We start from the raw sequence: 25,699 nt of genomic DNA on the forward strand, positions 1-25,699 counted from the left end.
GCGGCCACCTGGTCAGGAGGCCTCGACCACTGTAGCCCGAAAGAGGCGGGTCGGTTCGGGCACGACGCCCTCCCCGAGAATGAGGACCTCGGGGTCGCTGAGGCGAGCGGCGCGACGCTGCTTCACGCTCTCCGCGATCTCGCTCTCGACACGCGCGCCCTTGAGGAAAAGCATCTCCCCGCCGGCTGACAGGAGAGGGCGCGTCATGGGAACCAGTTGACGGAGAGCCTTCACGGCGCGGGCCGTCACCTGATCAAATGGTCCGGCGTCGACGGCCTCCTCCGCGCGAGCGCGAAGCACGGTGACGTTCCGGAGCCCGAGGCGCTGAGCTTCGTCGCGCAACCACTCCGTGCGACGCTCCATCGGCTCGATGAGAATGAGCTCGACATCCGGTCGCGCGATCGCGAGCACGAGCCCGGGGAGGCCCGCACCACTGCCCACATCAGCGACGCGCGCGCCCTCGCGCAGGAAGGGGGCGACGAGTGCACAGTTCAGAATGTGGCGTGACCACAGCCGCTCGCGTTCGACGGGCCCGATGAGGCCGAGCTCTTCCCCGACCTCTGCCAGGCGGTGTGCAAACGAACGAGCGACGTCGATGCGCGCGCCGAACAGGCCAGACGCGACCGCCGGCTCCGGCTCTACGTCGGAATGTTTCACGTGAAACGTCCTAGGCGCGGCGAATGACGGTGTGGCGCTCGGCGCCCTCGCCTTCCGACTCAGACGTGAAGCCCCGCTCGGCGGCGATGTCGTGCACGAGCTTGCGCTCGTAACTCGACATCGGGGGGAGCGCTGCGGACGAGGCGCCAGCATCAATCCGCTCAACTGCGCGGTCGACCAGACGCGCGAGCTCGGTTGCGCGAGCATCGCGGGATCCCGCGATGTCGAGAATCAACCGCGAGAACTCGCCGGTCTTCACGTGCACCGCGAGGCGCGTCAGCTCCTGCAGAGCGCTCACGGTATCGGGCTTCGACAACAGACGAAGCGCATCCCGCTCGTCCGCATCGATCGAGATATAGACGCGACCGCCCCGCTCGTCGATCTCGATGTCGCCGTCGAGATCGGCGATGTCGAGAAGCTCTTCGAGGTAATCGGCGGCGATGTCGCCTTCGTCAGCGGTCGAGGTAGGGGCGGTGCTCGTGGTTTCCGTCATGGCCTAGCGACCACCCTTCTTGTTCTGCTTCTTCGCGCGCGACTTCGATACCGGCTGTTGGCGCTGAGTCTTGATGGGTTCCTCGACGGCGACGGAGCCGCTGGCCTCGTCGGCGGGGTCGGGCAGCCCCTTCTTCTGGCGCTTCTTTGCGAGTCGAGCCTCACGGGCGAGCGCAGCCTCGCTCCCGGGCGTCGGCATGTTTCGGATGACGATGAACTGCTGAACCATGGTCCAGATGTTCGAGACGAACCAATAGAACATGACGCCGAGGGGGAAGAAGGCTCCCGAGAAAACGAACACCAGCGGCAGCAAGTACAGCAGGATCTTCTGCTGGCGGTACATGGGGGAGTTCTTCATCTCGGGCGACTGGTTCTTCGCCATGATCTGCAGCTGGGTCAAGAACTGCGAGCCGGTCATGAGAATCACGAGCACGATCGCGATGATGATGACCGCGACGTTTCCGTCGCTCGTCGCCATGGTGAGACCGAGGGGAGCGACGCCAAAGAGGCTCGCGCTTCCGAACTCCGCTGACAGCTCCGACGTGAGGAGCCCCACACTGTCGCGCCCGGCGTAGGCGTCGTTCAGAACCGAGAACAGTCCGAAGAAGATCGGCATCTGCAACAGCAGGGGGAGGCAGGACGACAGCGGATTCGTGCCGTGCTTCTTGTACAGGTTCATCGTCTCGCGCGACATGGCCTCACGCGAGAACTGATCCTTCTTGCCGCGGTACTTGTCCTGAATCTTTTTGAGCTCGGGCGAGATCTCGAGCATCTTGCGCTGCGACTTGATCTGCCGCACAAACACCGGGATCAACAGCGCGCGGATGACGATGACGAGACCGACGATCGACAGAACCCACGTCACGCCAGCGGCCGACTCCAGTCCGGCCAGAGTGAGCAACGAATGGAAGCCAACGAGGATTGCCTCAATGACCCACTTAATGGGCCACAGAAGTGTTCCGAAGAAACCCAGTTCCATGACGGGGTTATGCCTTTCTGTCGAGGACGATGAAGCCAAAGCGGGTGAGGCGATACGGGGAGTGTTCGCGCACCGGGGGGTCATCGACCCCACCAGCGGCCCACGGGTGGCACCGCGCAAGTCGTCGCACAGTCAACCAGCCTCCGCGAACAACGCCGTGCTGCTGGACCGACGTCAACCCGTACGCCGAACAGCTGGGGTAGTACCGACACACATCCCCGTAGAGCGGGGAGATGACCGCGCGGTACACGTGGAGGAGCGCCACGACGATGTTGCGCGGGACGAGCGCCACGAGTCGGAAGGCACGCACCAGGGGCTGGTCTGTCACGCGTTCACCGCCCGCCGGATGGTTGTGGTCAGCTGCTCCCGCAGGGTATCCCAGCTGACCTCGGCTGCCGCTGGGAGCATGCGGATGACCACTGCAGTACCAGCCGGGATGCTCGGGGCGACGTTCGCGCAGATCGCGCGCACCCGCCGCTTGATCCGATTGCGCACAACAGCGCCCCCGACAGCTTTCGACACGATGATGCCGAAGCGGACGGGGGCGGTTTCTTCGCCGCTGCGGGCGTAGACGACGGCCGTGGGGTTTGCAGTCTTGCGCCCGCGGCGCATCGTCTCGCGGAAGTCGGAACCCGACCTCACCCGGTGGGCGCGGGCGAGCACGACGCGACGGCGCCTAGGCCGAGAGTTCGGTGCGGCCCTTGCGACGGCGGTTCGCGAGGATCGCGCGGCCGGCGCGGGTGCGCATGCGAAGGCGGAAGCCGTGCACCTTGGCGCGGCGGCGGTTGTTGGGCTGGAACGTACGCTTGCTCATGATGGTCTCCTCGGCCCCTCGAGGGAGCGACGATGTGGGGTCTGCTGGCTCGTGGGCGCGCGCCGCACGGCAGAAGTCAACCGGTTAACAATAGGCTTCGCGACACCCCCGGTCAAACGGGATGGGGCGAGCCACGCATTATCGCGAGCATCAGCCACACCAGTGGTAACGACACGGCGAGAGAACTACAGTAGGCAAACGGCCTGCCAGAGGGATGCTCGACGTCGTCCCCGCACCGTCACACCGACCTGCATCAACGAGAGGGACACTGCGCCATGACCGACGACACCGAACCCATAGGCGCAATGTGGGATTCGGTGAAGGCGCACCTTGTCGCGGACGACCGCATCACCCCGCAGCTCATCGGCTTCATCAATCTCGTCGTTCCGCGCGGCATCATGGCTGGCACGCTGTATCTCGAGGTACCGAACGAACTGACCCGGGGGATGCTGGAGCAGCGCATCCGCTTGCCCCTGCTCGCCGCCATCACCACGGTCGCCGGTGATGACGCCTCCAACTTCGCCATTGTGGTGAACCCCGAGATGCAAGCGGAGGCCTTCGACAGCGCACCGGATATCAGCGACCAGCCCACAGCATCCGGCTACATCGAGCAGCCGGCGCCGCCGGCACCGATCGATGTGGCATCCCGTCGCGGCGACAGCCGGTTGAACGACAAGTACAGCTTCGACAACTTCGTCATCGGCGGCTCGAACCGCTTCGCGCACGCCGCAGCGGTCGCCGTTGCCGAAGCGCCGGCGAAGGCCTACAACCCTCTCTTCGTCTATGGAGAGTCGGGGCTCGGCAAGACGCACCTGTTGCACGCCATCGGCCACTACGCCGAAAACCTGTACCCGGGCATCCGTGTGCGCTACGTCAGTTCAGAAGAGTTCACGAACGACTTCATCAACTCGATCGCCAACAATCGCGCAAGCCTGTTCCAATCGCGCTACCGCGAGATCGACATCCTGCTGATCGACGACATCCAGTTCTTGCAGGGGAAGGACTCGACTCAAGAAGCCTTCTTCCACACGTTCAATACGCTGCACGATCACAACAAGCAGGTGGTCATCACCTCCGATCTGCCCCCCAAACACCTCACTGGCTTCGAAGACCGGATGCGCAGCCGCTTCGAGTGGGGTCTCATCACCGACGTGCAGGCGCCCGATCTCGAAACCCGCATCGCGATCCTCCGCAAGAAGGCGCAAAACGATCGACTGCAGGTGCGCGACGACGTGCTCGAGTACATGGCCTCGAAGGTCTCCAGCAACATCCGCGAACTCGAAGGGACGCTCATCCGCGTCACCGCGTTCGCAAACCTGAACCGGACGCCGGTCGACCTGCAGCTCGTGCAGACCGTTCTCAAAGACCTGATCACCCTCGATGAAGACAACGTGATCGCGCCGGTCGACATCATCAATCACACCGCTGCGTACTTCAAGCTCACCGTCGACGATCTGTACGGCTCTTCGCGCTCGCAGGCGGTCGCCACGGCCCGGCAGATCGCGATGTACCTGTGCCGCGAGCTGACCAACCTGTCTCTCCCGAAGATCGGCCAGCTGTTCGGCAACCGCGACCACACCACGGTGATGTACGCCAACAAGAAGATCAGTGAGCTCATGAAGGAGCGGCGCTCGATCTACAACCAAGTCACCGAGCTGACCAGCCGAATTAAGCAGAACCACCGCTACAGCTGATATGTGGCTGATTCCTGTCAAGTGGCAGGGGTAAGAGCGCCCGGAGTGATCATGCTCCGGGCGCTCTTTCGTGTGGTCGGCGCGGGCGGTGTGGGTGTCGTGCGTGTCGTGGGCGACGCGCGGTCAGACTGATATGCGCGGGTTGGTTACCGCAGGACGTGCTGTTCGGCTGGAGCGGTTCCGCTTGTCTAGGATCGAGCGTCGCCTGCCCTTCGGGCGGGCTGCTCATAGCTGTTCCGCGGGTCGCTCCTCGCGCTGCCGTCACCTGCCGTCTGAACCGACCGGTCAGGGGGCCCAGGTCAGTCGGGCATCACGGCCAAGGACCAGCACCAGCCGGCGAGCTCGCGGGCGATGGCGACGTTCGCGATCGTGGGCCGCTTCTTGCGTGCGGTGAAGTGCTGCCATTTCTGATGCAGGCGCCGGTTGCCGTCGTCGCCGCGGGACGCTGCAAGGCTGGGCGCGGCAGCCCACCGGGCCTGCATCACCGCTCCGGGACGATAGGGCTTGCGGTGATGCCAGGCCGCTTCCACCAGCAGGCGGCGGGCGTGAGTGTTGCCGGTCTTGGTGATCGAGCCTTGCGAGCGGGACTGTCCGGAGGAGTGCTCTGAGGGCACCAGCCCGACGAACGCTCCGATGCTGGATCCGGTGAAGCGCTCCCAGTTGCCGATCTCGACCGCGAGGCCGAACCCGGTCAAGGTCGAGATCCCACGCAAGCACCCCAGGCGTCGCACCACGGGCGCGTAGGTGCTGGCCGCGGCCATCTGCTCGATGATCGCGTCGAGTCGGTCTTTGCGGGCGCGCACCTGCTGCACTGCTTCGTAGTCGGCATCGAACGCAGCCTGCAGTCCGGGATGGTCGAACCTCTGCCGACGCAGCCAGGCATCATGCGCGCCGGTCCACGCCTGCTTGCCGTCATAAATGATCCCGTGGCGCAACAGCAGCTTCGAGAGCCGATGCCGTGCAGCCATCAGCTCACCCCGATTGTCCTCCCGGGCTCGCACCAAGTCGCGGGCGGTTTCCTGCTCGATCGTGGGCACGGCAACCGCGACGATCTCACCCAGTCGCAGCAGTCTTGCCAAATGCATCGCGTCCCTGGCGTCGGTCTTGACTCGATCCCCGACCGGGCGCTGCAACTTCGACGGCGCCGCCACGAAGCACTCGATGCCTGCGGCGGTGAACAACCGGGCCAAAGCGAACCCGGTCGGCCCAGCTTCATAGGTCACCGCCGCCGGCTGGGGCAGCGACCGCACCCACTCCACAACTGCCGCGGGGTCGTAGCCGAAACGATGACGGATCACTTCCCCGGTGTCCTCATCGATTGCGCATCCCACGACGCTACGGGCGTGCACGTCCAGACCGACGCTCATACGCTGGATTCTCAACTGGGGCCTCCATTCGCCTGGTGGATAGGCCAGCCCTCGACAGCTGGCAACCCACGAATACGCGAATCGAGGTCCCAGCCTCAAGAACCAGACCGAAGACCCATATCGTCTAGCGATTCCGCGAGCGCTCACAGCGAGCATCCAGCAAGAAAAACCCCGGGATTCCGGGCCTTTTGTCGTGCCGTCACAGAATAACCTCAGGTTCAGGCGTCTTTTCCCACACTGGGGACAGCCTGTGGAAAACGCCGAGGGCGCTTGGGGATGGATTGCGGAAACGTCGCGCACGGCTGTGAGCGGATGCTCGGGACAGCGTTACGTCATCCCCTTAACTTTCCGCCGTGTCGAGAGGTGATTCCACAAGTTACACACATGTGGTTTCCCGAGATTCCGGGCATCTGGCGCCGTTGTCCACACTGTGCACAGCGGTTAACGCTCTTATTTCTTGTTCTTCTCTGATGTGATTCGGGGATAACCCTTGTCCGGGGAGCGAACGACAAACTCTTCGGGGAGGCACTGTGCCAGTATGGGAATCCCGGCACTCCCGGACCGCCCGACGGAAGAGGGATTCGACGTGAAGTTCCAGGTCAATCGCGATGTCTTCAGCGACGCCGTGTCGTTCGCCGTTCGCCTGCTTCCCCAACGCACCACACTGCCGATCCTGTCGGGCGTTCTCCTCCGGGCAGAGAACGGCACGGTCACTCTGTCGTCGTTCGACTACGAAGTCTCGGCGCAGACGAGCATCACGGCCGATGTCGAGAGCGATGGCACCGTTCTTGTATCCGGGCGTTTGCTCGCCGACATTGCGTCGCGGCTACCGAACGCCCCCGTCGAGTTTTCGCTCGACGACAACAAGGTCGCCGTTCGCTGCGGCTCTGCACGTTTCGCGCTGTCGCTCATGCCGGTCGAGGAGTATCCGAGCCTTCCCGTGATCGACGGTGACAGCGGGCTCCTTCCTGGCGAGGCGTTCAGTGACGCCGTCTCGCAGGTCGCCGTTGCCGCCTCGCGCGATGATGTGACGCCGGTCATCACAGGCGTGCAGCTGGAAACCTCGGGCACGTCGCTGTCGCTTGTCGCCACTGATCGCTACCGCGTTGCCGTGCGCGGCATCGACTGGGAATCCACCGGCACGAGTGACGGCACGACAGCGCTCGTCCCCGCGCGCACGCTGTCCGAGACCGCAAAGATCTTCGCCCATTCAACGCAGATCACCGTGACCATCGTGAGCGGTGGCGACCGTGAGCTCATCGCCTTTTCTGCCGACAACAAGACCGTGACATCCCTGCTGATCAAGGGAAACTTCCCGCCCGTCAAGCGCCTATTCCCCGAGTCGCCCGAGAACTATGCCGTAATGAACACGGCGGAGTTGATCGAGGCGACCCGTCGTGTCGCCCTCGTGCTCGAGCGTGATGCCGCGCTTCGGTACAGCTTCAGCGAAGACGGCCTCACCCTCGAAGCGATCGGCAGTGAGAACGCGCAGGCGCAGGAGACGATCGACGCGCACCTCTCGGGGGAAAGCACGGTCGTGTCACTCAAGCCGCAATTCCTCATCGACGGGCTGTCGGCCGTGCACTCGGAGTTCGTGCGCATCTCGTTCACGAAGACCGACAACCCCGGCAAGCCCGGCCCGGTGCTGATCACCAGCCAGACCTCGAAGGACCAGGCCGGCTCCGACAGCTACCGGTACTTGCTGCAGCCCAACCTGCTGCTGCGCTAGTGCGCGGCGCATCCGCAGCGCTGTGCACGTCACTCACCTGAGCCTCGCCGACTTTCGCAACTACGCTCGCGCGGAACTCGCCCTGACCGCGGGCCCCACACTGCTCGTCGGGCGGAACGGCCAGGGAAAAACCAACCTCGTTGAGGCGATCAGTTATCCGTCTCTCGGCGGCTCACACCGCGTCGCCGGCGATGCCGCGCTCGTGCGCGCCGGCGAGGAGGCCGCGATCGTGCGCATGCGCGTTGCCCACGACGACCGCGCCATCGTCGTGGAATTGCAGCTCAACAAGTCGGGAACGAACCGCGCCCAGGTCAACGGCTCTGTCGTACGGATGCGCGAACTTCCTCGCTACGTGCACACCGTGCTCTTCGCGCCCGAAGACCTCGCGCTCGTGCGAGGTGAACCATCCGGGCGACGCAGTTTCCTTGATGCGCTCGTCGTTCAGCGTTCTCCGCGCATGGCCGGCACCCTCGGCGACTACGACCGGGTACTTCGGCAACGGAACTCTCTTTTGAAGTCGGCCCGAGCATCCCGCCTGTCGCCCGACGCGTTGACCACACTCGATGTCTGGGATGAGCGCCTGGTCACGCTCGGTGTCGAGATCATGGCGGCGCGCGTCGCGCTCGTGGCAGAGCTTCGGCCTCATCTCACGGCGGGATACGCCGCGGTCGCCGGTGACGACCACGCCGCAACCCTCGGACTTCGTCACTCGGCCGTGGACCCGTCCGGGGATGCGCCGCTTGATGACAGCGACGAACTCGATGCGGAGCGTGCCGCTGCGCAGTTTCGTTTTTCCCTCGCAGAACGGCGTCGCGCGGAGCTCGAGCGTGCGGTCACTCTGGTGGGCCCGCATCGCGACGATCTCGTGCTGACGTTGAATGGTCTCCCCGCGCGCACGCACGCGAGTCACGGTGAGAGCTGGTCGTACGCTCTCGCGCTCAAGCTTGCGGCGGCGCGGGTACTGCGGGCGGACGCGGTCGCGGGGGACCCGATCGTGATTCTCGACGACGTCTTTGCCGAACTCGACGAGGGGCGTCGCGAACGTCTCGCCGATGCCGTCGCCGATTTCGAGCAGGTGCTGATCACGGCCGCGGTCGAGAACGATGTGCCCGAGCGCTTGGCTGCCACGCGCATCCCGATTGTGGCGGGCACCATTCAGGCCTTGAACCAGCCCGGCGACGATACTGCGAGTGGTGACGTATGACCGCCGATGACGCGACCGCGCCCGAGAGCGAGGCCAGCGCGGTATATCGCCGGCTGCAGCGCGTGTTCGGCGACCCGGCGCTTCGATCGCGGGATGCTCGGCGCCGCTCGCAGAAAACGGCCGGGTCGTCGACTCCCTACGGCTCGGGACGCGACCCCGCGGGTCTCGGGGATGTGCTCGAGGGTGTGAGCCGAACCATGGGGTGGACATCGCCGCTGGCGCGAGGCGACTTGCTGGCGTCGTGGTCTGATCTCGTGGGACCGGAAGTGGCATCGCACACGGAGCCGGTCGGGATCGACGATGGAGTGTTGTCGGTGCAGTGCGACTCGACGGCGTGGGCGACCCAGCTGCGGATGATGCGCGGCGACATGGTCACGTCGATCACGAAGCGATTCCCGGATGCTCAGATCACGAGCATCCGATTTATCGGCCCGAGTGCCCCCAGTTGGAAGCGGGGGCCTCGATCAATCCCGGGGCGCGGTCCACGCGATACCTACGGCTAAGACGACGAATCAGTCCACAGGGAGCGAGAAATCTCCCCAGAGGGGCCTTCACGCGCCTCTGAAGGGCCTTCCATTGATAGGATGGACCCCGTGACCACCACCCCTCATCCAGACAATTACGGCGCGGCCAACATTCAGGTTCTGGAAGGGCTCGAGGCGGTGCGTAAGCGCCCCGGCATGTACATCGGGTCGACCGGTCCCCGGGGCCTCCATCACCTCGTGTACGAGATCGTCGACAACTCGGTCGATGAGGCCCTCGCCGGCCACTGCGACACGATCCACGTGACGATCCTTCCCGACGGTGCCGTGCGCGTCGTCGACAATGGCCGCGGTATTCCCGTCGATGAACATCCGGTCGAGAAGCGATCGACCGTCGAGGTCGTTCTGACCGTGCTGCACGCCGGCGGAAAGTTCGGCGGAGGCGGGTACGCCGTCTCGGGCGGACTCCACGGTGTGGGTTCCTCCGTCGTCAACGCCCTGTCGCAGCGCCTCGAGGTTGCCGTCAAGCGCCAGGGCCACGAGTACACGCAGAGCTACACCGTCGGTGTGCCGGACGCGCCGCTCAAGAAGGGGCGTGCCGTCGACGGCACCGGCACCACGATCACCTTCTGGCCGAGCACCGACATCTTCGAAACCGTCGACTTCGACTACGAGACGCTCCGCACGCGCTTCCAGCAGATGGCGTTCCTCAACAAGGGTCTGCGCATCACCATCACCGACGAGCGTGCCCACCCCGAAACGGATGACCAGCCGGCCAGCGAGCCCCGGCACGACGAATTCCTCTACGAGAAGGGGCTCGTCGACTATGTCGAGCACCTGAACGCGTCGAAGAAGACCGACGTCGTGCACCCCGAGATCATCGCGTTCGAGTCCGAAGACACCGAGCGGACGATCGCCCTCGAGGTTGCGATGCAGTGGACGACCGCCTACAGCGAGAGCGTCCACACCTATGCCAACACGATCAACACCCACGAGGGCGGCACGCACGAGGAGGGGTTCCGCGCGGCACTCACCACCCTCGTGAACCGTTACGCCCGCGAGAAGAACCTCATCAAGGAGAAGGAAGAGAACCTCTCCGGCGACGACGTGCGCGAGGGTCTGACCGCCGTGATCTCCATCAAGCTCGGCGAGCCGCAGTTCGAGGGCCAGACGAAGACGAAACTCGGCAACACCGAGGCGAAGTCGTTCGTGCAGAAGGTCACGGGCGAGTTCTTGGGCGACTGGTTCGAGCGCAACCCGAGCCAGGCGCGCGACGTCATTCGCAAGGCCCAGCAGGCGGCCGCCGCACGCATTGCGGCGCGGAAGGCGCGTGAACAGACCAGGCGCAAGGGCCTGCTCGAGTCGGGCGGCATGCCCGGCAAGCTCAAAGACTGCCAGTCGAAAGACCCCTCGATCAGCGAGATCTTCATCGTCGAGGGAGACTCGGCCGGTGGTTCCGCCGTGCAGGGGCGCAACCCCGAGACGCAGGCGATTCTGCCGCTGCGCGGCAAGATTCTGAACGTCGAGAAGGCGCGCCTCGATCGCGCGCTCGGCAACGCCGAAGTGCAGGCGATGATCACCGCTTTCGGTGCCAACATCGGCGAAGACTTCGACCCCGACAAGGTGCGGTACCACAAGATCGTCTTGATGGCCGATGCCGACGTCGATGGCCAGCACATCACGACACTGCTGCTGACGCTGCTGTTCCGCTACATGCGACCGCTCATCGATCGGGGCTACGTCTACCTCGCGCAGCCGCCGCTGTACCGCCTGAAATGGTCGAACGCCGAGCACGAGTACGTGTTCAGCGATCGCGAGCGCGACGCGCTGCTCGAGGCGGGGCTTGCCGCCGGCAAGCGCATCCCGAAAGACAACGGCGTTCAGCGTTACAAGGGTCTCGGCGAGATGAACCACCAAGAGCTCTGGGACACGACCATGAACCCCGAGACGCGCACGCTCATGCAGGTCACGCTGGAAGACGCCGCGATCGCCGACAGCGTGTTCGCCACCCTCATGGGCGAAGACGTGGATGCACGACGCACCTTCATTCAGCAGAACGCCAAAGACGTCCGCTTCCTCGATATCTGATGCATCGCGCGTGACGCGCACCGAGCATCCCCAACATCACCACGCAAAGGAATCCGATGGCTGACGAGCCCACCGCTACCGACGAGGACTTCGGCGCCGGCGGCCGCATCACGCAGGTCGACCTGCAGCTCGAGATGCAGCGGTCGTACCTCGACTACGCGATGAGCGTCATCGTCGGGCGAGCGTTGCCTGACGTGCGCGATGGCCTGAAGCCCGTGCACCGCCGCGTGCTATACGCGATGTACGACGGCGGCTACCGCCCCGACAAGGCGTTCTCGAAGTGTTCGCGCGTCGTCGGCGACGTCATGGGGCAGTTCCACCCCCACGGCGACTCGGCGATCTACGACGCGCTCGTTCGCCTCGTGCAGCCGTGGTCGATGCGCTACCCACTCGCCGCGGGTCAGGGAAACTTCGGCTCACCCGGCAACGACGGCGCTGCCGCCCCTCGGTACACCGAGACGAAGATGGCCCCGCTCGCCATGGAGATGGTGCGCGACATCGACGAGGAGACCGTCGACTTCCACGACAACTACGACGGTCGCACGCAGGAGCCGTCCATTCTTCCCTCCCGCTTCCCGAACCTGCTTGTCAACGGGTCGGTCGGCATCGCGGTGGGTATGGCGACGAACATTCCGCCGCACAACCTGCGTGAGGTGGCCGACGCTGCCCTCTGGCACCTGGCGAATCCTGACGCATCGCGCGAGGAGCTGCTGGATGCGTGCCTGCAGCGCGTCAAGGGCCCCGACTTCCCGACGGGCGCGCAGATTCTCGGCGTCAAGGGTATCCAGGACGCGTACCGCACCGGCCGCGGCTCGATCACCATGCGCGCGGTCGTCACGGTCGAAGAGATCCAGAACCGCACGTGCCTCGTCATCACCGAGCTGCCGTACCAGGTGAACCCCGACAACCTGGCGATCAAGATCGCCGACCTGGTGAAGGACGGCAAGCTTGCCGGCATCGCCGACATCCGCGACGAGTCGTCGGGTCGCACCGGTCAGCGTCTCGTCATCGTCTTGAAGCGGGATGCCGTCGCTCGTGTCGTGTTGAACAACCTGTACAAGCAGACGCAGCTGCAAGACAACTTCGGCGCGAACATGCTCGCGATCGTCGACGGCGTGCCCCGCACGCTCACGCTCGATCAGTTCATCTCGTACTGGGTGGAGCACCAGGTCGAGGTCATTGTCCGGCGCACCGAGTACCGCCTGAAGAAGGCGGAGGCGGACGCGCACATTTTGCGCGGGTACCTGAAGGCACTGGATGCTCTCGACGAGGTCATCGCGCTCATCCGCCGCTCGCAGACCACGGAAGAGGCGCGCGACGGCCTGATGGCTTTGCTTGACGTCGACGAACTGCAGGCCACCGCGATTCTGAACCTGCAGCTGCGACGCTTGGCGGCCCTCGAACGGCAGAAGATTCAGGAGCAGGCCGACGAGCTCGAGCGTCTGATCGCCGACTACAAGGAGATCCTCGCGAGCCCCGAGCGCCAGCGCGAGATCATCAGCGACGAGCTCACCGAGATCGTGTCGCGCTATGGCGACGACCGTCGCACCGAGATCATGTTCGGATTCGACGGCGACATGAGCGTTGAAGACCTGATCCCGGTCGAAGAGATGGTGGTGACCGTCACCCGAGGTGGCTACATCAAGCGCACCCGCAGCGACAATTACCGCTCGCAGCACCGAGGCGGGAAGGGCGTGCGCGGCGCGCAGCTGCGCGCTGATGACGTCGTCGAACACTTCTTCGTCACGACAACACATCACTGGCTGTTGTTCTTCACAACCACGGGCCGTGTCTATCGCCTGAAGGCCTACGAGATTCAGGAGGCCGGACGCGACGCGAAGGGCCAGCACGTCGCCAACCTGCTCGCCCTGCAACCCGACGAAGAGATCGCCCAGATTCTCGACATCCCCGACTATCAGGCGGCGCCCTACCTGGTGTTGGCAACCCGCGGCGGTCGAATCAAGAAGACGGCGCTCGTCGAGTACGACACCAACCGCACGGGCGGCATCATCGCCATCAACCTGCGCGAGGGCGACGAGCTCGTGTCGGCCATGCTCACCGACGACACCAGCGACATCCTGCTCGTCTCGCGCGCCGGAATGTCGGTGCGCTTCACCGCGAACGACCAGGCCCTGCGCCCAATGGGTCGGTCGACGGCGGGGGTCACGGGCATGAAATTCCGCGGCGATGACGAACTGCTCGCCGCCGACGTCGTGACCGACGACGGCTATGTCTTCGTCGTCACCGAGGGCGGCTATGCCAAGCGCACCGCCGTTGACCAGTACCGCGTTCAGGGTCGCGGCGGCCTCGGTATCAAGGTGGCGAAACTGAGCGACGATCGCGGGGGCCTCGCCGGCGCCCTCATCGTGGGCGACAATGATGAGGTTCTTGTGGTTATGGCCGGAGGCAAGGTGGTACGCTCCTCGGTGGCCGAAGTGCCCGCAAAAGGCCGCGACACCATGGGTGTCGTCTTCGCCCGCGCGGACGACGACGACCGCATCATCGCCATCGCGCGCAACAGTGAGCGAAATCTGGCGAGCACCGACGCCGATACGGTAGACACAACCGACGGCACCGAACCCGCAACCGACCCGGCTGCGGACGCTGGGAAGGACACCGCCTCGTGAGTACTGTCGCCGAGAAGCTGCAGCGTAAATCGCAGCGCACCGTGGGCGCCAAGCAGGTCCGGCTGAAGCTCGTTTACATCGACTTCTGGTCGGCCGTAAAGCTGTCGTTCCTCATCGCGCTGTGTGGCGCAATCGTGCTCGTCGTCGCCGCCTTCTTCATCTGGGTCGTGGTCTCAAGCCTGGGTGTCCTGGAACAGATCGATGGACTGTTCGGCGACATCCTCGGCGACGATGCGCCGAGGATCCTCGAACTCTTTTCACTCGGCCAGGTGATGCTGTTCGCGATCATCCTCGGCATCATCAACCTCGTGGCGATGACCGCCATCGGGGCGATCTCGGCGCTGCTGTACAACCTCAGCGTCAAGGTCACCGGCGGCCTGCTCGTCGGCTTCACCAACAACTAATCTCGACCCCCACGCGGCGGGCCCGGACGGCCCCGCCGAATTGGGGGAAGGCGACCGGGTCGTGTAGAGTCATCCCCGGTCTGAGGGGCTATAGCTCAGGCGGTTAGAGCGCTTCGCTGATAACGAAGAGGTCCCAGGTTCAAGTCCTGGTAGCCCCACTGCAATTTTCTGTCTCGCCGCCGCTCCTGCGGCGCGACCCCGCTCCCGCGAGACGAGCGCGGTCGTCTCGCTCCGCGGCCACGGCTAGACTGGAAACCCTCCGGGGCCTTAGCTCAATTGGTAGAGCGCCTGCTTTGCAAGCAGGAGGTCAGGGGTTCGATTCCCCTAGGCTCCACGTACACGCGTGAACCTGATTCGGTTCACGGGGGTTCGATTCCCCTAGGCTCCACAGCGTTGATTTCTGGCCGCGCCGCCGCTCCTGCGGCGCGGCGCGCTCCGGGCCACGAGCGCGGTCGCGGCCCTTCGCTCTCGCACGCTCGGACTAAGAAAAAAGCCCCCCGGTGTGAACCGAGGGGCTTTGTTCGATGAGGGGTCTAGGCGACGGGGGCCTCGACGGGCTCGTCCTCCACCCACAGGTCGTCGTCGGCGCGCAGCGTCTGGTAGGCCGCGTATGCGACGGCACCCACGGCAATCACGCCCAGGGCGACCGCGATGTAGCGACCCGGGCCGGGGGTCGGCTTCACCTCGACGAGGCCCAGTCGCTGACCGGCGCGCGTGCCGAGTTCGCGGCTGGTGCGTGACGCCTCACGGATCGCAACGCGGCCGTTATCGCGCGCAACGTCGATGACGGCGAGCGTGGCTCCGATCGCCCCGGTCACGGCCGGCAGGATCGCGCGGTTCCAGGTCTGCCGCGAGTGGTCGGCTGCAGAACGGACAGCGCCCACACCCGCCTCCACCCCGGGCTGCAGTCGTTTCTCGTAGGTCGTCTTCACGCGGGGTGCGACGTCGCGCTTGGCGACCGCTCCCGCCTGGCGACTCGCCTCCTTCAGCACAGAGGCAGCGTGGTCGAGCACCTCGCGCTGTTCACTCCACAGGTCACCGGCCTCCCCGCGCAGCTTCTTCAGATTGCGGCGGCTCTTTCGAGACAGTCCCATGATCGGTCCTCCTTGTGGGTGGCGGGCGAAATGTCGGCTCCATCCTTTCACTGACTCGGAGTTTCCCCAACGGACGCCGACGGAATGCTCAGGAAGCGCGCATCCCGCACCGTGACAGAATTGCGGCATGTCGATTCACACCGCTGTCGCAACCATCCACACGACCGAGGGCGACATTCGTGTCAACCTGTACGGCAACCACGCCCCGAAGACCGTCACAAACTTCGTGGGGCTCGCCACCGGCCAGATCGAATGGACGCACCCGGCGACCGGTCAGAAGACCACCGACCCGCTCTACAACGGCGTGATCTTCCACCGCATCATCAAAGACTTCATGCTGCAGGGGGGCGACCCACTCGGTCAGGGAATCGGCGGACCAGGCTACGAATTCGACGACGAGATCCACCCCGAGCTGCAGTTCACTGAGCCATACCTGCTCGCCATGGCGAACGCCGGTAAGCGTGGTGGCCGAGGAACCAATGGCTCGCAGTTCTTCATCACCACGGTGCCGACCACCTGGCTGAACGGCAATCACACGATCTTCGGCGCCGTCGCCGACGACGAGTCGAAGAAGGTCGTCGACGCCATCGAGGCCGTGCCGACCGATGGCCGCGACAAGCCGCTGCAGGATGTCGTCATCACCAGCATCGAGGTCGCCGAGGTCGCGTGACCGAACCCGCGCCCGGCGCCGGGGAGGCCGTCGACCCGAACGTCTGTTACCGGCACCCCGGCCGGCGCTCGTTCGTGCTGTGCCAACGGTGCGGCCGCACCGTCTGTGGTGAGTGCCAAACGCCGGCCGCCGTCGGCGTGCAGTGCCCCGAGTGCGTGGCGCAGGCGCGCTCCACACTGCCGAGACAGAAGCCGGCGTACGTTCGCGCATTCCGCCGCGGTGGAGCGACGCCCGTCGTCACCTACACGATCCTCGCTATCACCCTCGGCGTCTTTGTTCTGCAATTGGTGACGGGAGGCGCCGTCACGCGGGCGCTCGGATACGCCCCACCACTCACCCCCATCGAGCCGTGGCGCATGCTGACGGTGGCCCTGGTGCACAGCCCAAGTTCGTTCTTCCACATCCTGTTCAACATGTACGCCCTGTTCGTGCTGGGCCCTCTGCTGGAACAGCTCGTCGGGCGAGCGCGGTTCCTCGTCGTGTACGTGGTGAGCACCTTCGCCGGCTCGGTCGCCGTCTTGTGGCTGGCGCCGCTCACGTTCGTGGTGGGCGCATCCGGCGCGATCTTCGGTCTCTTCGGTGCCTTCTTCGTCATCCAGCGACGGCTGGGCGGCAACACCGTGCAGCTCATGGTGATTCTCGGCATCAACCTGGCACTGGGATTCGTGGTTCCCGGCATCTCGTGGCAGGCGCACGTCGGTGGCCTGCTCGGTGGCGCGGTCGTCGCCCTCATCATGGTGCGCACCCGCAGGCGCGACCAGCAGGTGCTGCAGGGCGTGCTCATCGCCGTGTTCGGCGCCCTGCTCGTGGCCAGTACGGTGCTGCGGTTTTCCGGCCTCGGGTAGGCGAACGGTTATCCACAGCCCCATCCACAGTGGGGATAAGAATCACAGCCGTGTCATTCCACCCCCTTTTCGGGGGTGATTGCGCAGCCGTGGAGAAGCGCGGCTAGCGCCAGCGAGTGGTCATCAAGAAGCCGATGAACATGATGCCGAAGCCGACCATGATGTTCCACGGGCCGATCGCCGCAATCGGTAACGCCGACGCGCTCACGTAGTAGGTGATGATCCAGATGAGGCCAAGCAGCATGAAGCCGAACATCACCGGCTTGAACCACACCGGGTTGGGGGCGTCGGCGCCGCTGCGGGCGTTGTTGGGGTTCTCAGCGTCGCGCGCAGTCGTCCGTGCCATGCCCCGCAGTCTACCCGGCACAGCCCGCCAATTTCGTGGATGCTCGGGGCCGGGCCGCGTAAAGGTCGCGCGCCTACAATGAAGCGGTGACCGACAGCATCCCGAACGATGCGGCGTACCGTCCACGCGACGGGCGCCGGATGCGTCCTGGGCGTTCGCGACGCCGACTCAGTGTCGTGGGAGTGTTCGGGGAGCTACTCATCACCGCCGGTGTCGTCGTCATGCTCTTTCTCGGCTGGTACGTGTGGCTGAACGACATCATCGCCGGCGCCCAACAGCAAAACGCCGCCTCCGAGGTGCAAGAGCAGTTGCGCGCGGAGTTCGAACGCGACAGGGCCGAGTCACCTGACGAGCCGAGCGAACCGCGCGAACCGGGCGAGCCCGCCGTCACCGCCGCCCCTCCCGAGGGGGAGGCCTTTGGCACGCTCATCGTTCCGCGCTTCGGCGACAGCTACGTGCGCACGATCGCCTCGGGTGTCGACCTTCAGACGGTCCTGAACAACCCGCGTCTCGGTGTTGGGCATTACATGGAGACGCAGATGCCGGGGGAGCTCGGCAACGTGGCCCTCGCCGCTCACCGCACCACCTACGGGGCTCCCTTCGCCGATATCGCTGAACTCCGCGTGGGTGACCGGATCTACGTCGAGACCCGAGACGGCTGGTACGAGTACGTTTTCCGGAACCTCGAATACGTGTGGCCGACGGCTGTACAGGTGCTTGAGCCTGTACCGCAAGCGCCGCAGGTCGAGGCGAACGAGCGCTACCTGACGCTCACCAGCTGCAACCCGCGATTCTCGGCGGCCGAACGCATCATCGCCTACGCCGTGTTCGAGACCTGGTACCCGCGCGAGGATGGCCCCCCGGCTGAGATCTCGGGCCTGACGCAGGCGGCCGCAGCGCCGACGATCGGTTAGGCGCCGCACATGTACGCAGCCCTCTGGCGTATCCTGCCCGGACCCCCCTGGGTGCGGGTGATCATCCTTCTCGTGCTCGCCACCGCAGTGCTCGCCGCTCTCGTTCAATGGGTGTTCCCCTGGGCGGCCGACACCTTCCTTCCCCAAGAATCCACCGTGGAGCAGTGACCGTGCGCGTTCTCGTCATCGACAACTACGACAGCTTCGTGTACACGCTCGACGGGTACCTGCAGCAGCTCGGCGCCGAAACAACGGTGTTGCGCAATGACGCCGTCTCCACTGACGCTGTGGCCGAGCTCATCGCCGACTACGACGCGGTGCTCGTCTCGCCCGGCCCCGGTAACCCCGCCGAGGCGGGTATCTCAATCGCCGCTGTACACGCCGCCATCGCCGCCGCCAAGCCCCTTCTGGGGGTGTGCCTGGGCCATCAGGCGATCGCGGAGGCGCTCGGAGGCGTCGTCACGCACGCCGAAGAGCTCATGCACGGCAAGACGTCGCAGGTCGTGCACGACGGGGATGCGCTGTTCGACGGTGTGCCCGAGAGCTTCCGCGCCACGCGCTATCACTCGCTCGCGGTCGTCGACGGAACGGTGCCCGACGACCTGGTCGTCACGGCGCGCACGGAGGGCGGCGTCATCATGGGAGTGCGGCATCGTTCCGCGCCCGTTCACGGCGTGCAGTTCCACCCCGAGTCGGTGCTCACCGAAGGCGGCTACCGGATGCTCGGCAACTGGCTCGCTGAGGCGGGACTTCCCGAGGCGGCTGAGACCGCCCGCGGCCTGAGCCCGCTCATGTCGAGCGACGCGGCTGCGGGCGCGTAGCGACTTCTCGAGCGTCAGCCGTCGCTGCCGCCCCCGGCCGCTCCGCTGCAGTACACGAGGGTGATCGGCGACGACTGTGGTTGGTCGCCCGGCGGGAGAGACTGCCCGACGACGATGGCGCCCTGGCAGCCGCCGTCGGCCTGCACCGTCACTTGAAGCCCAAGGTTGCGGGCCTGCGCCGTCGCGTCCCCGATGGGGAGGTTGCGCAGGTCGGGAACCGACACGAGGCCGTTAGAGATCGTGAGGTTCACGATGTCGCCCTCGCGCAGCTGAACACCGGTGTCGGGGTCGGTGCGAATGACGACGTTCGCACGAATCGTGCCCGAGTTCTCGCTCGTGACCGTGCCGACCACGAGACCGCGCGACTCAATTTGCGCCGTCGCGGCGGCGATGTCGAGGTTGCGTACGTCGGGCATTTGCACGCGTGCGGCGCCCGAGGACACGAAGACGCGGATCTCCTGACCCGGCGACACCGAGATGCCGGGACTCGGCTCGGTGCGCAGAATCAGGCCTTCATCCTCGGCCGTTCCCGTCTCCTGGATGGCGGACACCCGCAGGTTCTCGTCGATAAGAATCGCCTCACCGTCTTCGAAAGCGAGACCCACCACGTCGGGCACCTCGACGGCAACGGTTCCGACGAGCCCTCCGTCGCGGTCGAGGGTGAACGCCCAGAAGAGTACGGCGGCGATCAGCACGGCGACGACGACGATGCCCGACCAGATCCAGGCGACGGGGGGTCGGCTCTGCGTGCGTGTACGGCGGTCGTCATCGTCGATGGTCAGCTGCCGCATGGCGGCCTCCGTTCCGGCGGTCGCCTGCGGGTTGACGCCGAACAGCGACATCGTCGGGTCGTTGTCTGAGTCGGTGCGGCGCGGCGGGACTTGTCCGGCCGCGGCAGCCGAGAGGTCGGCCCGAAACTCCGCTGCCGTTTGGAAGCGCTGGAATCGGTCTTTTGCGAGGGCGTGCATGACAACGGCGTCGAGGGCCGGCGAGACGGCAGGGTTCAGGCTGCTCGGCGTCGGCGGAACCTCACTCACGTGCTGGTAGGCGACGGCGACGGGCGAGTCACCTCGGAAGGGCGGGCGCCCCGTGAGCAGCTCGAACAACACGACGCCCGTCGAGTAGAGGTCGGTGCGAGCATCCACGGTTTCGCCGCGGGCCTGCTCGGGCGAGAAGTACTGCGCCGTGCCGAGGATCGTGGAGGTCTGCGCGACCGTCGCGGACGAGTCGGAGATCGCGCGGGCGATACCGAAGTCCATGACCTTCACCTGGCCGGTGGCGGTCACCATGATGTTGCCGGGCTTCACGTCGCGGTGCACGACACCCGCCCGGTGCGAATACTCGAGCGCGGTCAGCACCTGCTCGATGATCTGCGACGCCTCGGCCGCGGGCAGCGGACCGTCGAGCACCATGTCTTTCAAAAGGCGCCCGTCGACGTGCTCCATGACGATGAACGGGATGACCGTTTCGCTCCCGTCGGCCTCGCGCCGCACCTCTTCGCCGGCATCGAACACGCGGACGATCGTGGGATGCGCCATACGTGCGGCGGCCTGAGCCTCCTGGCGGAATCGGGTGCGGAACACCGGGTCGGAGGCGAGCGACGATTTCAAGAGCTTGACGGCGACACGGCGGCCGAGCCGGGCATCCGTCGCGATGTGCACGTCGGACATGCCCCCGCGGCCGATGAGCGCACCGAGCTCGTAGCGGCCCGCGATCAGGCGGGTGCCGGGGGTGGTGCTGTCCATCGGGGTCCGTTTCGTTGCGGGGGAAATCGTCGTTAGTGAGTGTAGGCGGATGCGCGGCTCACCACCGCTCCGGGTCCTCCCGGAGCGGTATCGGCTCGGTAACGCCCGCCGCTATTCCTCGTCGTCAGGGTCGGGGCTCGGACTCGGCGTCGGGGCTCGGACTCGGCGTCGGGCTCGGACTCGGCGTCGGGCTCGGACTCGGCGCTGGCTCTTGAATCGGAACCGCGAGCTCGTTCGACCTCTCGGACTGCAGATCACCGCACAGGGCGATGTACGTCACTCTCAACTGGCCGCCGTTGTCGAGCCGAACCTGCAGGCTGTTCGTCCCGGCGGGAATCGGGTTGCTTTGCTGGGGTGTACCGCCGACCAGGGTGACGTTGTAGCCCGACAGTGTGAAGCCGGCGGGACAACTCGTGTACGAGGGCCACGACAGCGTGACGGTCGACCCACCGATGTAGGGGCCGCTCCCGGGGTTGATCGCGAGATTCGCCGGTTGCGGAGGCGTAGGTACCGCCGTGTAGAACGTCACGCGGATCGTCTGGCCTTCCGTGACCAGGCCCGTTTGGTTGATGCGGTACGACAGGCCGACCTGGTCTTGGCTGGGTGCGGGGTTTCCGTCCTGTGCGTCGAGGATCAACCCCAGCTCGTCGAAGCGGCGCTGCACTTCGTCGCGGCTGAGTCCGAGGAATTCCTCCTCCGTGATGCGGATCTCCTCCGGCTCGTCACTGGGCTCGGGACTCGCGTCCGTCACCGTCGGAGTGGGAGACGCTGGCGGCTCGATCGGTTCGTCGCTCGGCTGCGCGAGCACGGCGATGATGGCGCCGATGATCAGCACGACGAGCAGTCCGATGAGCGCGATGAGCGGCCAGGTCCAGGGGCTGCGCTTCTTCTTCGCCGCGGCAGCGCCGGCAGCGGCGGCGCCGGCGGCGGCCCCGGCGCCCATGCTCGGCAGCACGCGCGTGGTTTCATCGTTGCCCGCAGCACTCGGCATGACCCGGGTCGCATCGAGCACCTCGGTGGCGGCAAGTCCGGCGACGGCGGGAACGATCGCGGCCGCGCCGCCGACGTCCCCGCGACGCAGGGCCTGTGCGGCCCGCGCGAAGTGCTGAGCACTCGCGGGACGCTCGGCCGGCTTCTTCGCGATCGCCGACATGACGAGGTTGCGCACCGGCTCGGGGACCGAGACGGGAAGCTCGGGCGGCGCATCGTTGATCTGCGCCATCGCGATGGCGACCTGCGATTCACCGGTGAACGGACGACGGCCAGCAAGGGCCTCGTACGCCACAATGCCGAGCGAGTACACGTCGGTCGACGGGCTGGCGGACTGACCGCTCGCCTGCTCGGGCGACAGGTACTGCACGGTGCCCATTACCTGACCCGTCGCGGTCAAGGGCACCTGGTCGGCGATGCGGGCGATGCCGAAGTCGGTGATCTTGACACGGCCGTCGGGCGTGATCAGCAGGTTGCCGGGCTTGATGTCGCGGTGAACGAGCCCAGCCTGGTGGGCGGCGTGCAACGCGGATGCCGTCTGCGCGACGATGTCGAGCACCTGATCGCTCGAGAGGGTGCGTTCGCGCTCCAGGATCGTCGAGAGCGCTTCGCCGGGAACAAGTTCCATGACGAGGAAGGCGCTGCCCTCCTCCTCGCCGTAGTCGTAGACGTTGGCGATGCCCTCGTGGTTGACGAGGGCCGCGTGACGCGCCTCCGCGCGGAAACGCTCGAGGAACCCCGGGTCACCCAGGTACTCGTCCTTCAGGATCTTGATGGCGACGGTTCGGCCGATGACCTGGTCGGTCGCCTGCCACACCTCGCCCATGCCGCCGATCGCCACGCGAGAGAGCAACTGGTAACGCCCTCCGAATGTGAGCCCGCTGGTGGGTCTCATCTGTTCAGCACCGCCTCCATGACCTGTCGCGCAATGGGAGCCGCGACTTGATTACCAAAAGCATTCTGGCCCTGCCCGCCGCCGTCCTCCACGACGACCGCCACCGCCACCTGCGGATTGTCCGCCGGCGCGAAACCGGTGAACCACAGTGTGAAGGGTTGCCCCGCACCGTTCTCCGCGGTGCCCGTCTTGCCCGCAACCTCCACGCCGGGGATCGCCGCGTTGAACGCAACGCCGTCCGAGACGCCGTCGACGAGCATCCGGGTGAGCGTCGTCGCGGTTCCGCGGCTGATCGGCTGGGCAAAGACCTCAGGCTCTGACTCTTGAACGGTCGACAGGTCGGGAGCGATGATGCGATCGAGCAGCGTCGGCTGCATGAGCTCGCCGCCGTTGGCGATGGCCGCACTGATCATCGCGATCTGGAGGGGGGTGACGCGCACGTCGTACTGGCCGAAGCCCGTCAGCATCAGCTGGGCATCGTCGAGGTTCTCGGGGTACTGGCTCGGCGTCGCGTTCATCGGAACGGCGATCGTCTGCCCGAAGCCGAAGCGCTCGGCGTACTCGGCCAGCTCGTCTTGCCCGAGCTCCAGCGCGAGTTCGGCGAAGGGGATATTGCAGCTCAGCCGCAGCGACGTCGCGAGGGTGACCGTTTCCTGCCCACCGCAGTTTCCGCCCTCCGCGTTGCTGATCACGTTCGTCGACAGCGGCAACTGTAGCCGCGGCGGGTTCGGGAACTCGCTGTCGGGGTTGAACTCGCCGGAATCGATCGCGGCCGCAGTGACGAGCACCTTGAACACCGAGCCCGGGAAGTACAGGTCGCCGCCGATCGCGCGATTGTTGAGCGGCCGGAGCGGATCGGTGATGAGTTCGTTGTACGCATCGATAACGCTCGACGTGCGGTGCGCCGACAGCCGGTTCGGGTCGAAGCCGGGAGTGGAGACCATGGCGAGGATCCGCCCGGTGGACGGCTCGATCGCGACGACGGACCCGCGCAGGTCTCCCATCGCGTCGAACGCGGCCTGCTGGACGGCCGGGTCGATCGTGAGCTCCACGGCCGCACCGCGAGGGCTTTGGCCTGTCACGAGCGCGCTCAGCTGATCGAGGAACTGCTCGTTCGCGGTTCCCGTGAGGAAGTCGTTGTAGGCCGACTCGATGCCGGTCGTTCCCTGATTGAGCGAAAAGTAGCCGGTGACCGCCGAATACAGCTCGGGCTCGAGATACTCACGGAGGAAGCGGAACTCGTTGTCGACGGGGCGCGACTGCGCAATGGGCTCGCCCGCCACGAGAATCGGGCCGCGCTCGGCGGAGTAGCTCGCGAACAGGGTGCGCACGTTGCGCCCGTCGGCGCGCAACTCGTCGACGGCGAACACCTGGATGACGCTGAGCGAGACGAACAGCGCGAGGAACATGGCGAGCGTCGCGACGCTGATGTGACGCAATTGCTTATGCATCGTCGTCCACCACCAATCGTGGCTGGTGTCGCACCGAGTCGCTGAGGCGCAGCAGTAGCGCGGCGATGATCCAGTTCGCCATGAGCGACGATCCGCCGGCCGCAAGGAACGGCGTCGTCAGTCCCGTGAGCGGAATCACGCGGGTTACGCCGCCGATCACGACGAAGACCTGCAGTGCGACAAGGAAGCCGAGCCCCACGGCCAGCAGGCGCCCGAAGTCGTCGGTTCCGTTGAAGCCGATGCGGTAGGCCCGGGCGACCAGCAAGAGGTAGAGGGCGAGGATCGCGAACAGGCCCACGAGCCCGAGTTCCTCACCGAGGCTCGCGACGATGTAGTCGCTTTCGGCCAGCGGAACGATGTCGGGACGGCCGCGGCCGAGTCCGGTTCCGATGAGGCCGCCGTCGGCAAGCCCGAACAGACCCTGCACCAACTGGTAGCTGCCACCGACAGCGTCATAGATTTCCGGGTTGAACGAGTCGAGCCACGCATCGAACCGGCCGCGCACGTACCCCAGCGCGTCGCGGGCGATGAGAGCGCCGCCGACGAAGAGCCCGAGGCCCAACAGAATCCAGCTGAGCCGACCGGTTGCGACGTACAACATCACGAGGAACAGGCCGAAGTACAGCAGCGCGGTTCCGAGGTCGCGCTGGAAGACCAAGACGCCCATCGCCGCGGCCCACGCGACGAGCAGTGGGCCGAGGTCGCGAGCGCGCGGAAGGCGCATCCCGAGCACCTTGCTGCCTACGATCGAGAGCGAGTCGCGCGCCGTCATCAGGTAGCCGGCGAAGAAGATCGCGAGCGCGATCTTGCCGAGCTCGCCCGGCTGGAACGAGAACGGGCCGACGGCGATCCACACGCGCGCGCCGTTGATGGTTTGGCCGATGCCGGGCGCAAGCGGCAGCAGCAGCAGGCCGATGCCGATGAAGAGCGCAAGGTAGCGGTAGCGGGCGAGGACGCGGTGGTTGCGCACGACGACCACGACGACCAGCGCGATCACCATTGCCAGGGCTGTCCAGGCCATCTGCCGAACGCCGGCGCTCGACCAGCCCTCGAAGCCCTTGGCGATGTCGAGGCGGTAGATCATGGCGATGCCGAGCCCGTTGAGCGTGGTGATGATCGGCAGGATGAACGGGTCGGCATCGGGTGCGACCACGCGCAGGGCGAGGTGCATGATGATCACGATCACGGCGAGACCCGCGCCGTAGGTGATGACGGTCTGATCGAGCTCGCCGATCGCCCCCAGCTGCACGAGCGCAATCGCTCCGCCGCTGACGGCGAGAGCGAGCACGAGCAGCGCGAGTTCGAGATTGCGCAGCTTCGATGGCGTTTTTAGCCTGATGCGAATCGCCTCGGTGAATGGCGCGGATGCACGGGGAGCGTCGATCGCGCCG

25 protein-coding genes and 2 tRNA genes are annotated in these 25,699 nt (G+C 65.9%); 14 read left to right on the forward strand and 13 right to left on the reverse strand.

The annotated features are described in order from the left end of the window. Positions 1 to 12: 12 nt before the first annotated feature. Genes rsmG through rpmH form a run of 6 tightly spaced genes read right to left on the reverse strand, consistent with a single transcriptional unit; the run spans position 13 to position 2,942 of the window. Complete coding sequence (gene rsmG / locus CPY97_RS01065) at positions 13 to 657, reverse strand: 16S rRNA (guanine(527)-N(7))-methyltransferase RsmG (protein ID WP_197702238.1); 645 nt, start codon at positions 655 to 657, stop codon at positions 13 to 15. Between the two features lie 10 nt (positions 658 to 667). Next, positions 668 to 1,150 (reverse strand): protein jag, encoded by a 483-nt coding sequence (locus tag CPY97_RS01070; RefSeq protein ID WP_096420081.1) that lies wholly within the window; start codon positions 1,148 to 1,150, stop codon positions 668 to 670. Positions 1,151 to 1,153: 3 nt separating this feature from the next. Further along, positions 1,154 to 2,122 carry a membrane protein insertase YidC gene (gene yidC, locus CPY97_RS01075; protein ID WP_096423252.1) on the reverse strand — a complete coding sequence of 323 codons (969 nt, stop codon included), beginning with the start codon at positions 2,120 to 2,122 and terminating at the stop codon, positions 1,154 to 1,156. A gap of 13 nt (positions 2,123 to 2,135) precedes the next feature. Continuing rightward, on the reverse strand, positions 2,136 to 2,441 hold the full coding sequence (gene yidD / locus CPY97_RS01080; protein WP_096423253.1) for a membrane protein insertion efficiency factor YidD: 306 nt from the start codon (positions 2,439 to 2,441) through the stop codon (positions 2,136 to 2,138). An 11-nt stretch (positions 2,442 to 2,452) separates the two neighbouring features. Then, a complete protein-coding gene (gene rnpA, locus CPY97_RS01085) occupies positions 2,453 to 2,791 on the reverse strand; it encodes a ribonuclease P protein component (RefSeq protein ID WP_096420083.1) in 339 nt (112 codons plus the stop codon). Positions 2,792 to 2,804: 13 nt separating this feature from the next. Further along, the gene (gene rpmH / locus CPY97_RS01090; RefSeq protein ID WP_026940492.1) at positions 2,805 to 2,942 is read right to left on the reverse strand and encodes a 50S ribosomal protein L34; all 138 of its coding nucleotides are present in this window, start codon (positions 2,940 to 2,942) and stop codon (positions 2,805 to 2,807) included. A gap of 275 nt (positions 2,943 to 3,217) precedes the next feature. Between rpmH and dnaA the strand changes: the two genes are divergently transcribed. Then, complete coding sequence (gene dnaA, locus CPY97_RS01095; protein ID WP_096420085.1) at positions 3,218 to 4,636, forward strand: chromosomal replication initiator protein DnaA; 1,419 nt, start codon at positions 3,218 to 3,220, stop codon at positions 4,634 to 4,636. 299 nt (positions 4,637 to 4,935) lie between these two features. On the opposite strand, the gene CPY97_RS01100 is transcribed toward dnaA, so the two are convergent. Further along, a complete protein-coding gene (locus tag CPY97_RS01100; RefSeq protein WP_096420087.1) occupies positions 4,936 to 6,003 on the reverse strand; it encodes an IS110 family transposase in 1,068 nt (355 codons plus the stop codon). Between the two features lie 586 nt (positions 6,004 to 6,589). Here CPY97_RS01100 and dnaN point away from each other — a divergent pair. From dnaN to CPY97_RS01140, 8 genes are all read left to right on the forward strand, one after another. Next, complete coding sequence (gene dnaN / locus CPY97_RS01105) at positions 6,590 to 7,732, forward strand: DNA polymerase III subunit beta (protein WP_096423254.1); 1,143 nt, start codon at positions 6,590 to 6,592, stop codon at positions 7,730 to 7,732. A gap of 22 nt (positions 7,733 to 7,754) precedes the next feature. After that, positions 7,755 to 8,936 carry a DNA replication/repair protein RecF gene (gene recF, locus CPY97_RS01110; protein WP_096420089.1) on the forward strand — a complete coding sequence of 394 codons (1,182 nt, stop codon included), beginning with the start codon at positions 7,755 to 7,757 and terminating at the stop codon, positions 8,934 to 8,936. After that, a complete protein-coding gene (locus CPY97_RS01115; protein WP_096420091.1) occupies positions 8,933 to 9,439 on the forward strand; it encodes a DUF721 domain-containing protein in 507 nt (168 codons plus the stop codon). Before recF ends, CPY97_RS01115 begins: the two co-directional genes overlap by 4 nt. A gap of 81 nt (positions 9,440 to 9,520) precedes the next feature. After that, positions 9,521 to 11,506, forward strand: coding sequence for a DNA topoisomerase (ATP-hydrolyzing) subunit B (gene gyrB / locus CPY97_RS01120; protein ID WP_096420093.1), 1,986 nt, complete (start codon positions 9,521 to 9,523; stop codon positions 11,504 to 11,506). A 56-nt stretch (positions 11,507 to 11,562) separates the two neighbouring features. Continuing rightward, entirely contained in the window at positions 11,563 to 14,133 is a 2,571-nt protein-coding gene (gene gyrA / locus CPY97_RS01125; RefSeq protein WP_096420095.1) for a DNA gyrase subunit A, read from the forward strand. Next, positions 14,130 to 14,537, forward strand: a complete 408-nt coding sequence (locus CPY97_RS01130) for a DUF3566 domain-containing protein (protein ID WP_096420097.1) — start codon at positions 14,130 to 14,132, stop codon at positions 14,535 to 14,537. Before gyrA ends, CPY97_RS01130 begins: the two co-directional genes overlap by 4 nt. A gap of 84 nt (positions 14,538 to 14,621) precedes the next feature. Next, a tRNA-Ile gene (locus CPY97_RS01135) sits at positions 14,622 to 14,695 on the forward strand. Between the two features lie 103 nt (positions 14,696 to 14,798). Continuing rightward, positions 14,799 to 14,871, forward strand: a tRNA-Ala gene (locus CPY97_RS01140). 199 nt (positions 14,872 to 15,070) lie between these two features. On the opposite strand, the gene CPY97_RS01145 is transcribed toward CPY97_RS01140, so the two are convergent. Further along, entirely contained in the window at positions 15,071 to 15,631 is a 561-nt protein-coding gene (locus tag CPY97_RS01145; RefSeq protein ID WP_096420099.1) for a hypothetical protein, read from the reverse strand. Between the two features lie 127 nt (positions 15,632 to 15,758). On the opposite strand from CPY97_RS01145, the gene CPY97_RS01150 reads away from it, so the two are divergent. Beyond that, a complete protein-coding gene (locus CPY97_RS01150) occupies positions 15,759 to 16,301 on the forward strand; it encodes a peptidylprolyl isomerase (protein WP_096420101.1) in 543 nt (180 codons plus the stop codon). Continuing rightward, entirely contained in the window at positions 16,298 to 17,146 is an 849-nt protein-coding gene (locus tag CPY97_RS01155) for a rhomboid family intramembrane serine protease (protein WP_096420103.1), read from the forward strand. Before CPY97_RS01150 ends, CPY97_RS01155 begins: the two co-directional genes overlap by 4 nt. A 103-nt stretch (positions 17,147 to 17,249) precedes the next feature. Here CPY97_RS01155 and CPY97_RS01160 read toward each other — a convergent pair whose 3' ends face one another. Beyond that, on the reverse strand, positions 17,250 to 17,492 hold the full coding sequence (locus CPY97_RS01160) for a cell division protein CrgA (protein ID WP_096420105.1): 243 nt from the start codon (positions 17,490 to 17,492) through the stop codon (positions 17,250 to 17,252). Positions 17,493 to 17,578: 86 nt separating this feature from the next. Here CPY97_RS01160 and CPY97_RS01165 point away from each other — a divergent pair, with 86 nt between their 5' ends. The 3 genes from CPY97_RS01165 to CPY97_RS01170 are packed head-to-tail and all read left to right on the forward strand — an operon-like array spanning position 17,579 to position 19,227. Continuing rightward, positions 17,579 to 18,406 carry a class E sortase gene (locus tag CPY97_RS01165; RefSeq protein ID WP_231923989.1) on the forward strand — a complete coding sequence of 276 codons (828 nt, stop codon included), beginning with the start codon at positions 17,579 to 17,581 and terminating at the stop codon, positions 18,404 to 18,406. Between the two features lie 9 nt (positions 18,407 to 18,415). Then, positions 18,416 to 18,574: a hypothetical protein gene (locus CPY97_RS13520; RefSeq protein ID WP_173826848.1), complete on the forward strand. Its 159-nt coding sequence runs from the start codon at positions 18,416 to 18,418 to the stop codon at positions 18,572 to 18,574. Next, positions 18,571 to 19,227 carry an anthranilate synthase component II gene (locus CPY97_RS01170; protein WP_231923990.1) on the forward strand — a complete coding sequence of 219 codons (657 nt, stop codon included), beginning with the start codon at positions 18,571 to 18,573 and terminating at the stop codon, positions 19,225 to 19,227. Before CPY97_RS13520 ends, CPY97_RS01170 begins: the two co-directional genes overlap by 4 nt. A 14-nt stretch (positions 19,228 to 19,241) precedes the next feature. On the opposite strand, the gene pknB is transcribed toward CPY97_RS01170, so the two are convergent. The 4 genes from pknB to CPY97_RS01190 form a co-directional block, all read right to left on the reverse strand. Further along, positions 19,242 to 20,972: a Stk1 family PASTA domain-containing Ser/Thr kinase gene (pknB, locus tag CPY97_RS01175; RefSeq protein ID WP_096420109.1), complete on the reverse strand. Its 1,731-nt coding sequence runs from the start codon at positions 20,970 to 20,972 to the stop codon at positions 19,242 to 19,244. A gap of 124 nt (positions 20,973 to 21,096) precedes the next feature. Next, positions 21,097 to 22,857, reverse strand: a complete 1,761-nt coding sequence (locus CPY97_RS01180; RefSeq protein WP_096420111.1) for a protein kinase domain-containing protein — start codon at positions 22,855 to 22,857, stop codon at positions 21,097 to 21,099. Continuing rightward, positions 22,854 to 24,308 (reverse strand): peptidoglycan D,D-transpeptidase FtsI family protein, encoded by a 1,455-nt coding sequence (locus CPY97_RS01185; protein ID WP_096420113.1) that lies wholly within the window; start codon positions 24,306 to 24,308, stop codon positions 22,854 to 22,856. Before CPY97_RS01185 ends, CPY97_RS01180 begins: the two co-directional genes overlap by 4 nt. Next, the gene (locus CPY97_RS01190) at positions 24,301 to 25,692 is read right to left on the reverse strand and encodes an FtsW/RodA/SpoVE family cell cycle protein (protein ID WP_231924112.1); all 1,392 of its coding nucleotides are present in this window, start codon (positions 25,690 to 25,692) and stop codon (positions 24,301 to 24,303) included. Before CPY97_RS01190 ends, CPY97_RS01185 begins: the two co-directional genes overlap by 8 nt. Positions 25,693 to 25,699 lie beyond the last annotated feature (7 nt).

This window comes from Microcella alkaliphila, from assembly GCF_002355395.1.
GTDB lineage: Bacteria > Actinomycetota > Actinomycetes > Actinomycetales > Microbacteriaceae > Microcella > Microcella alkaliphila_A.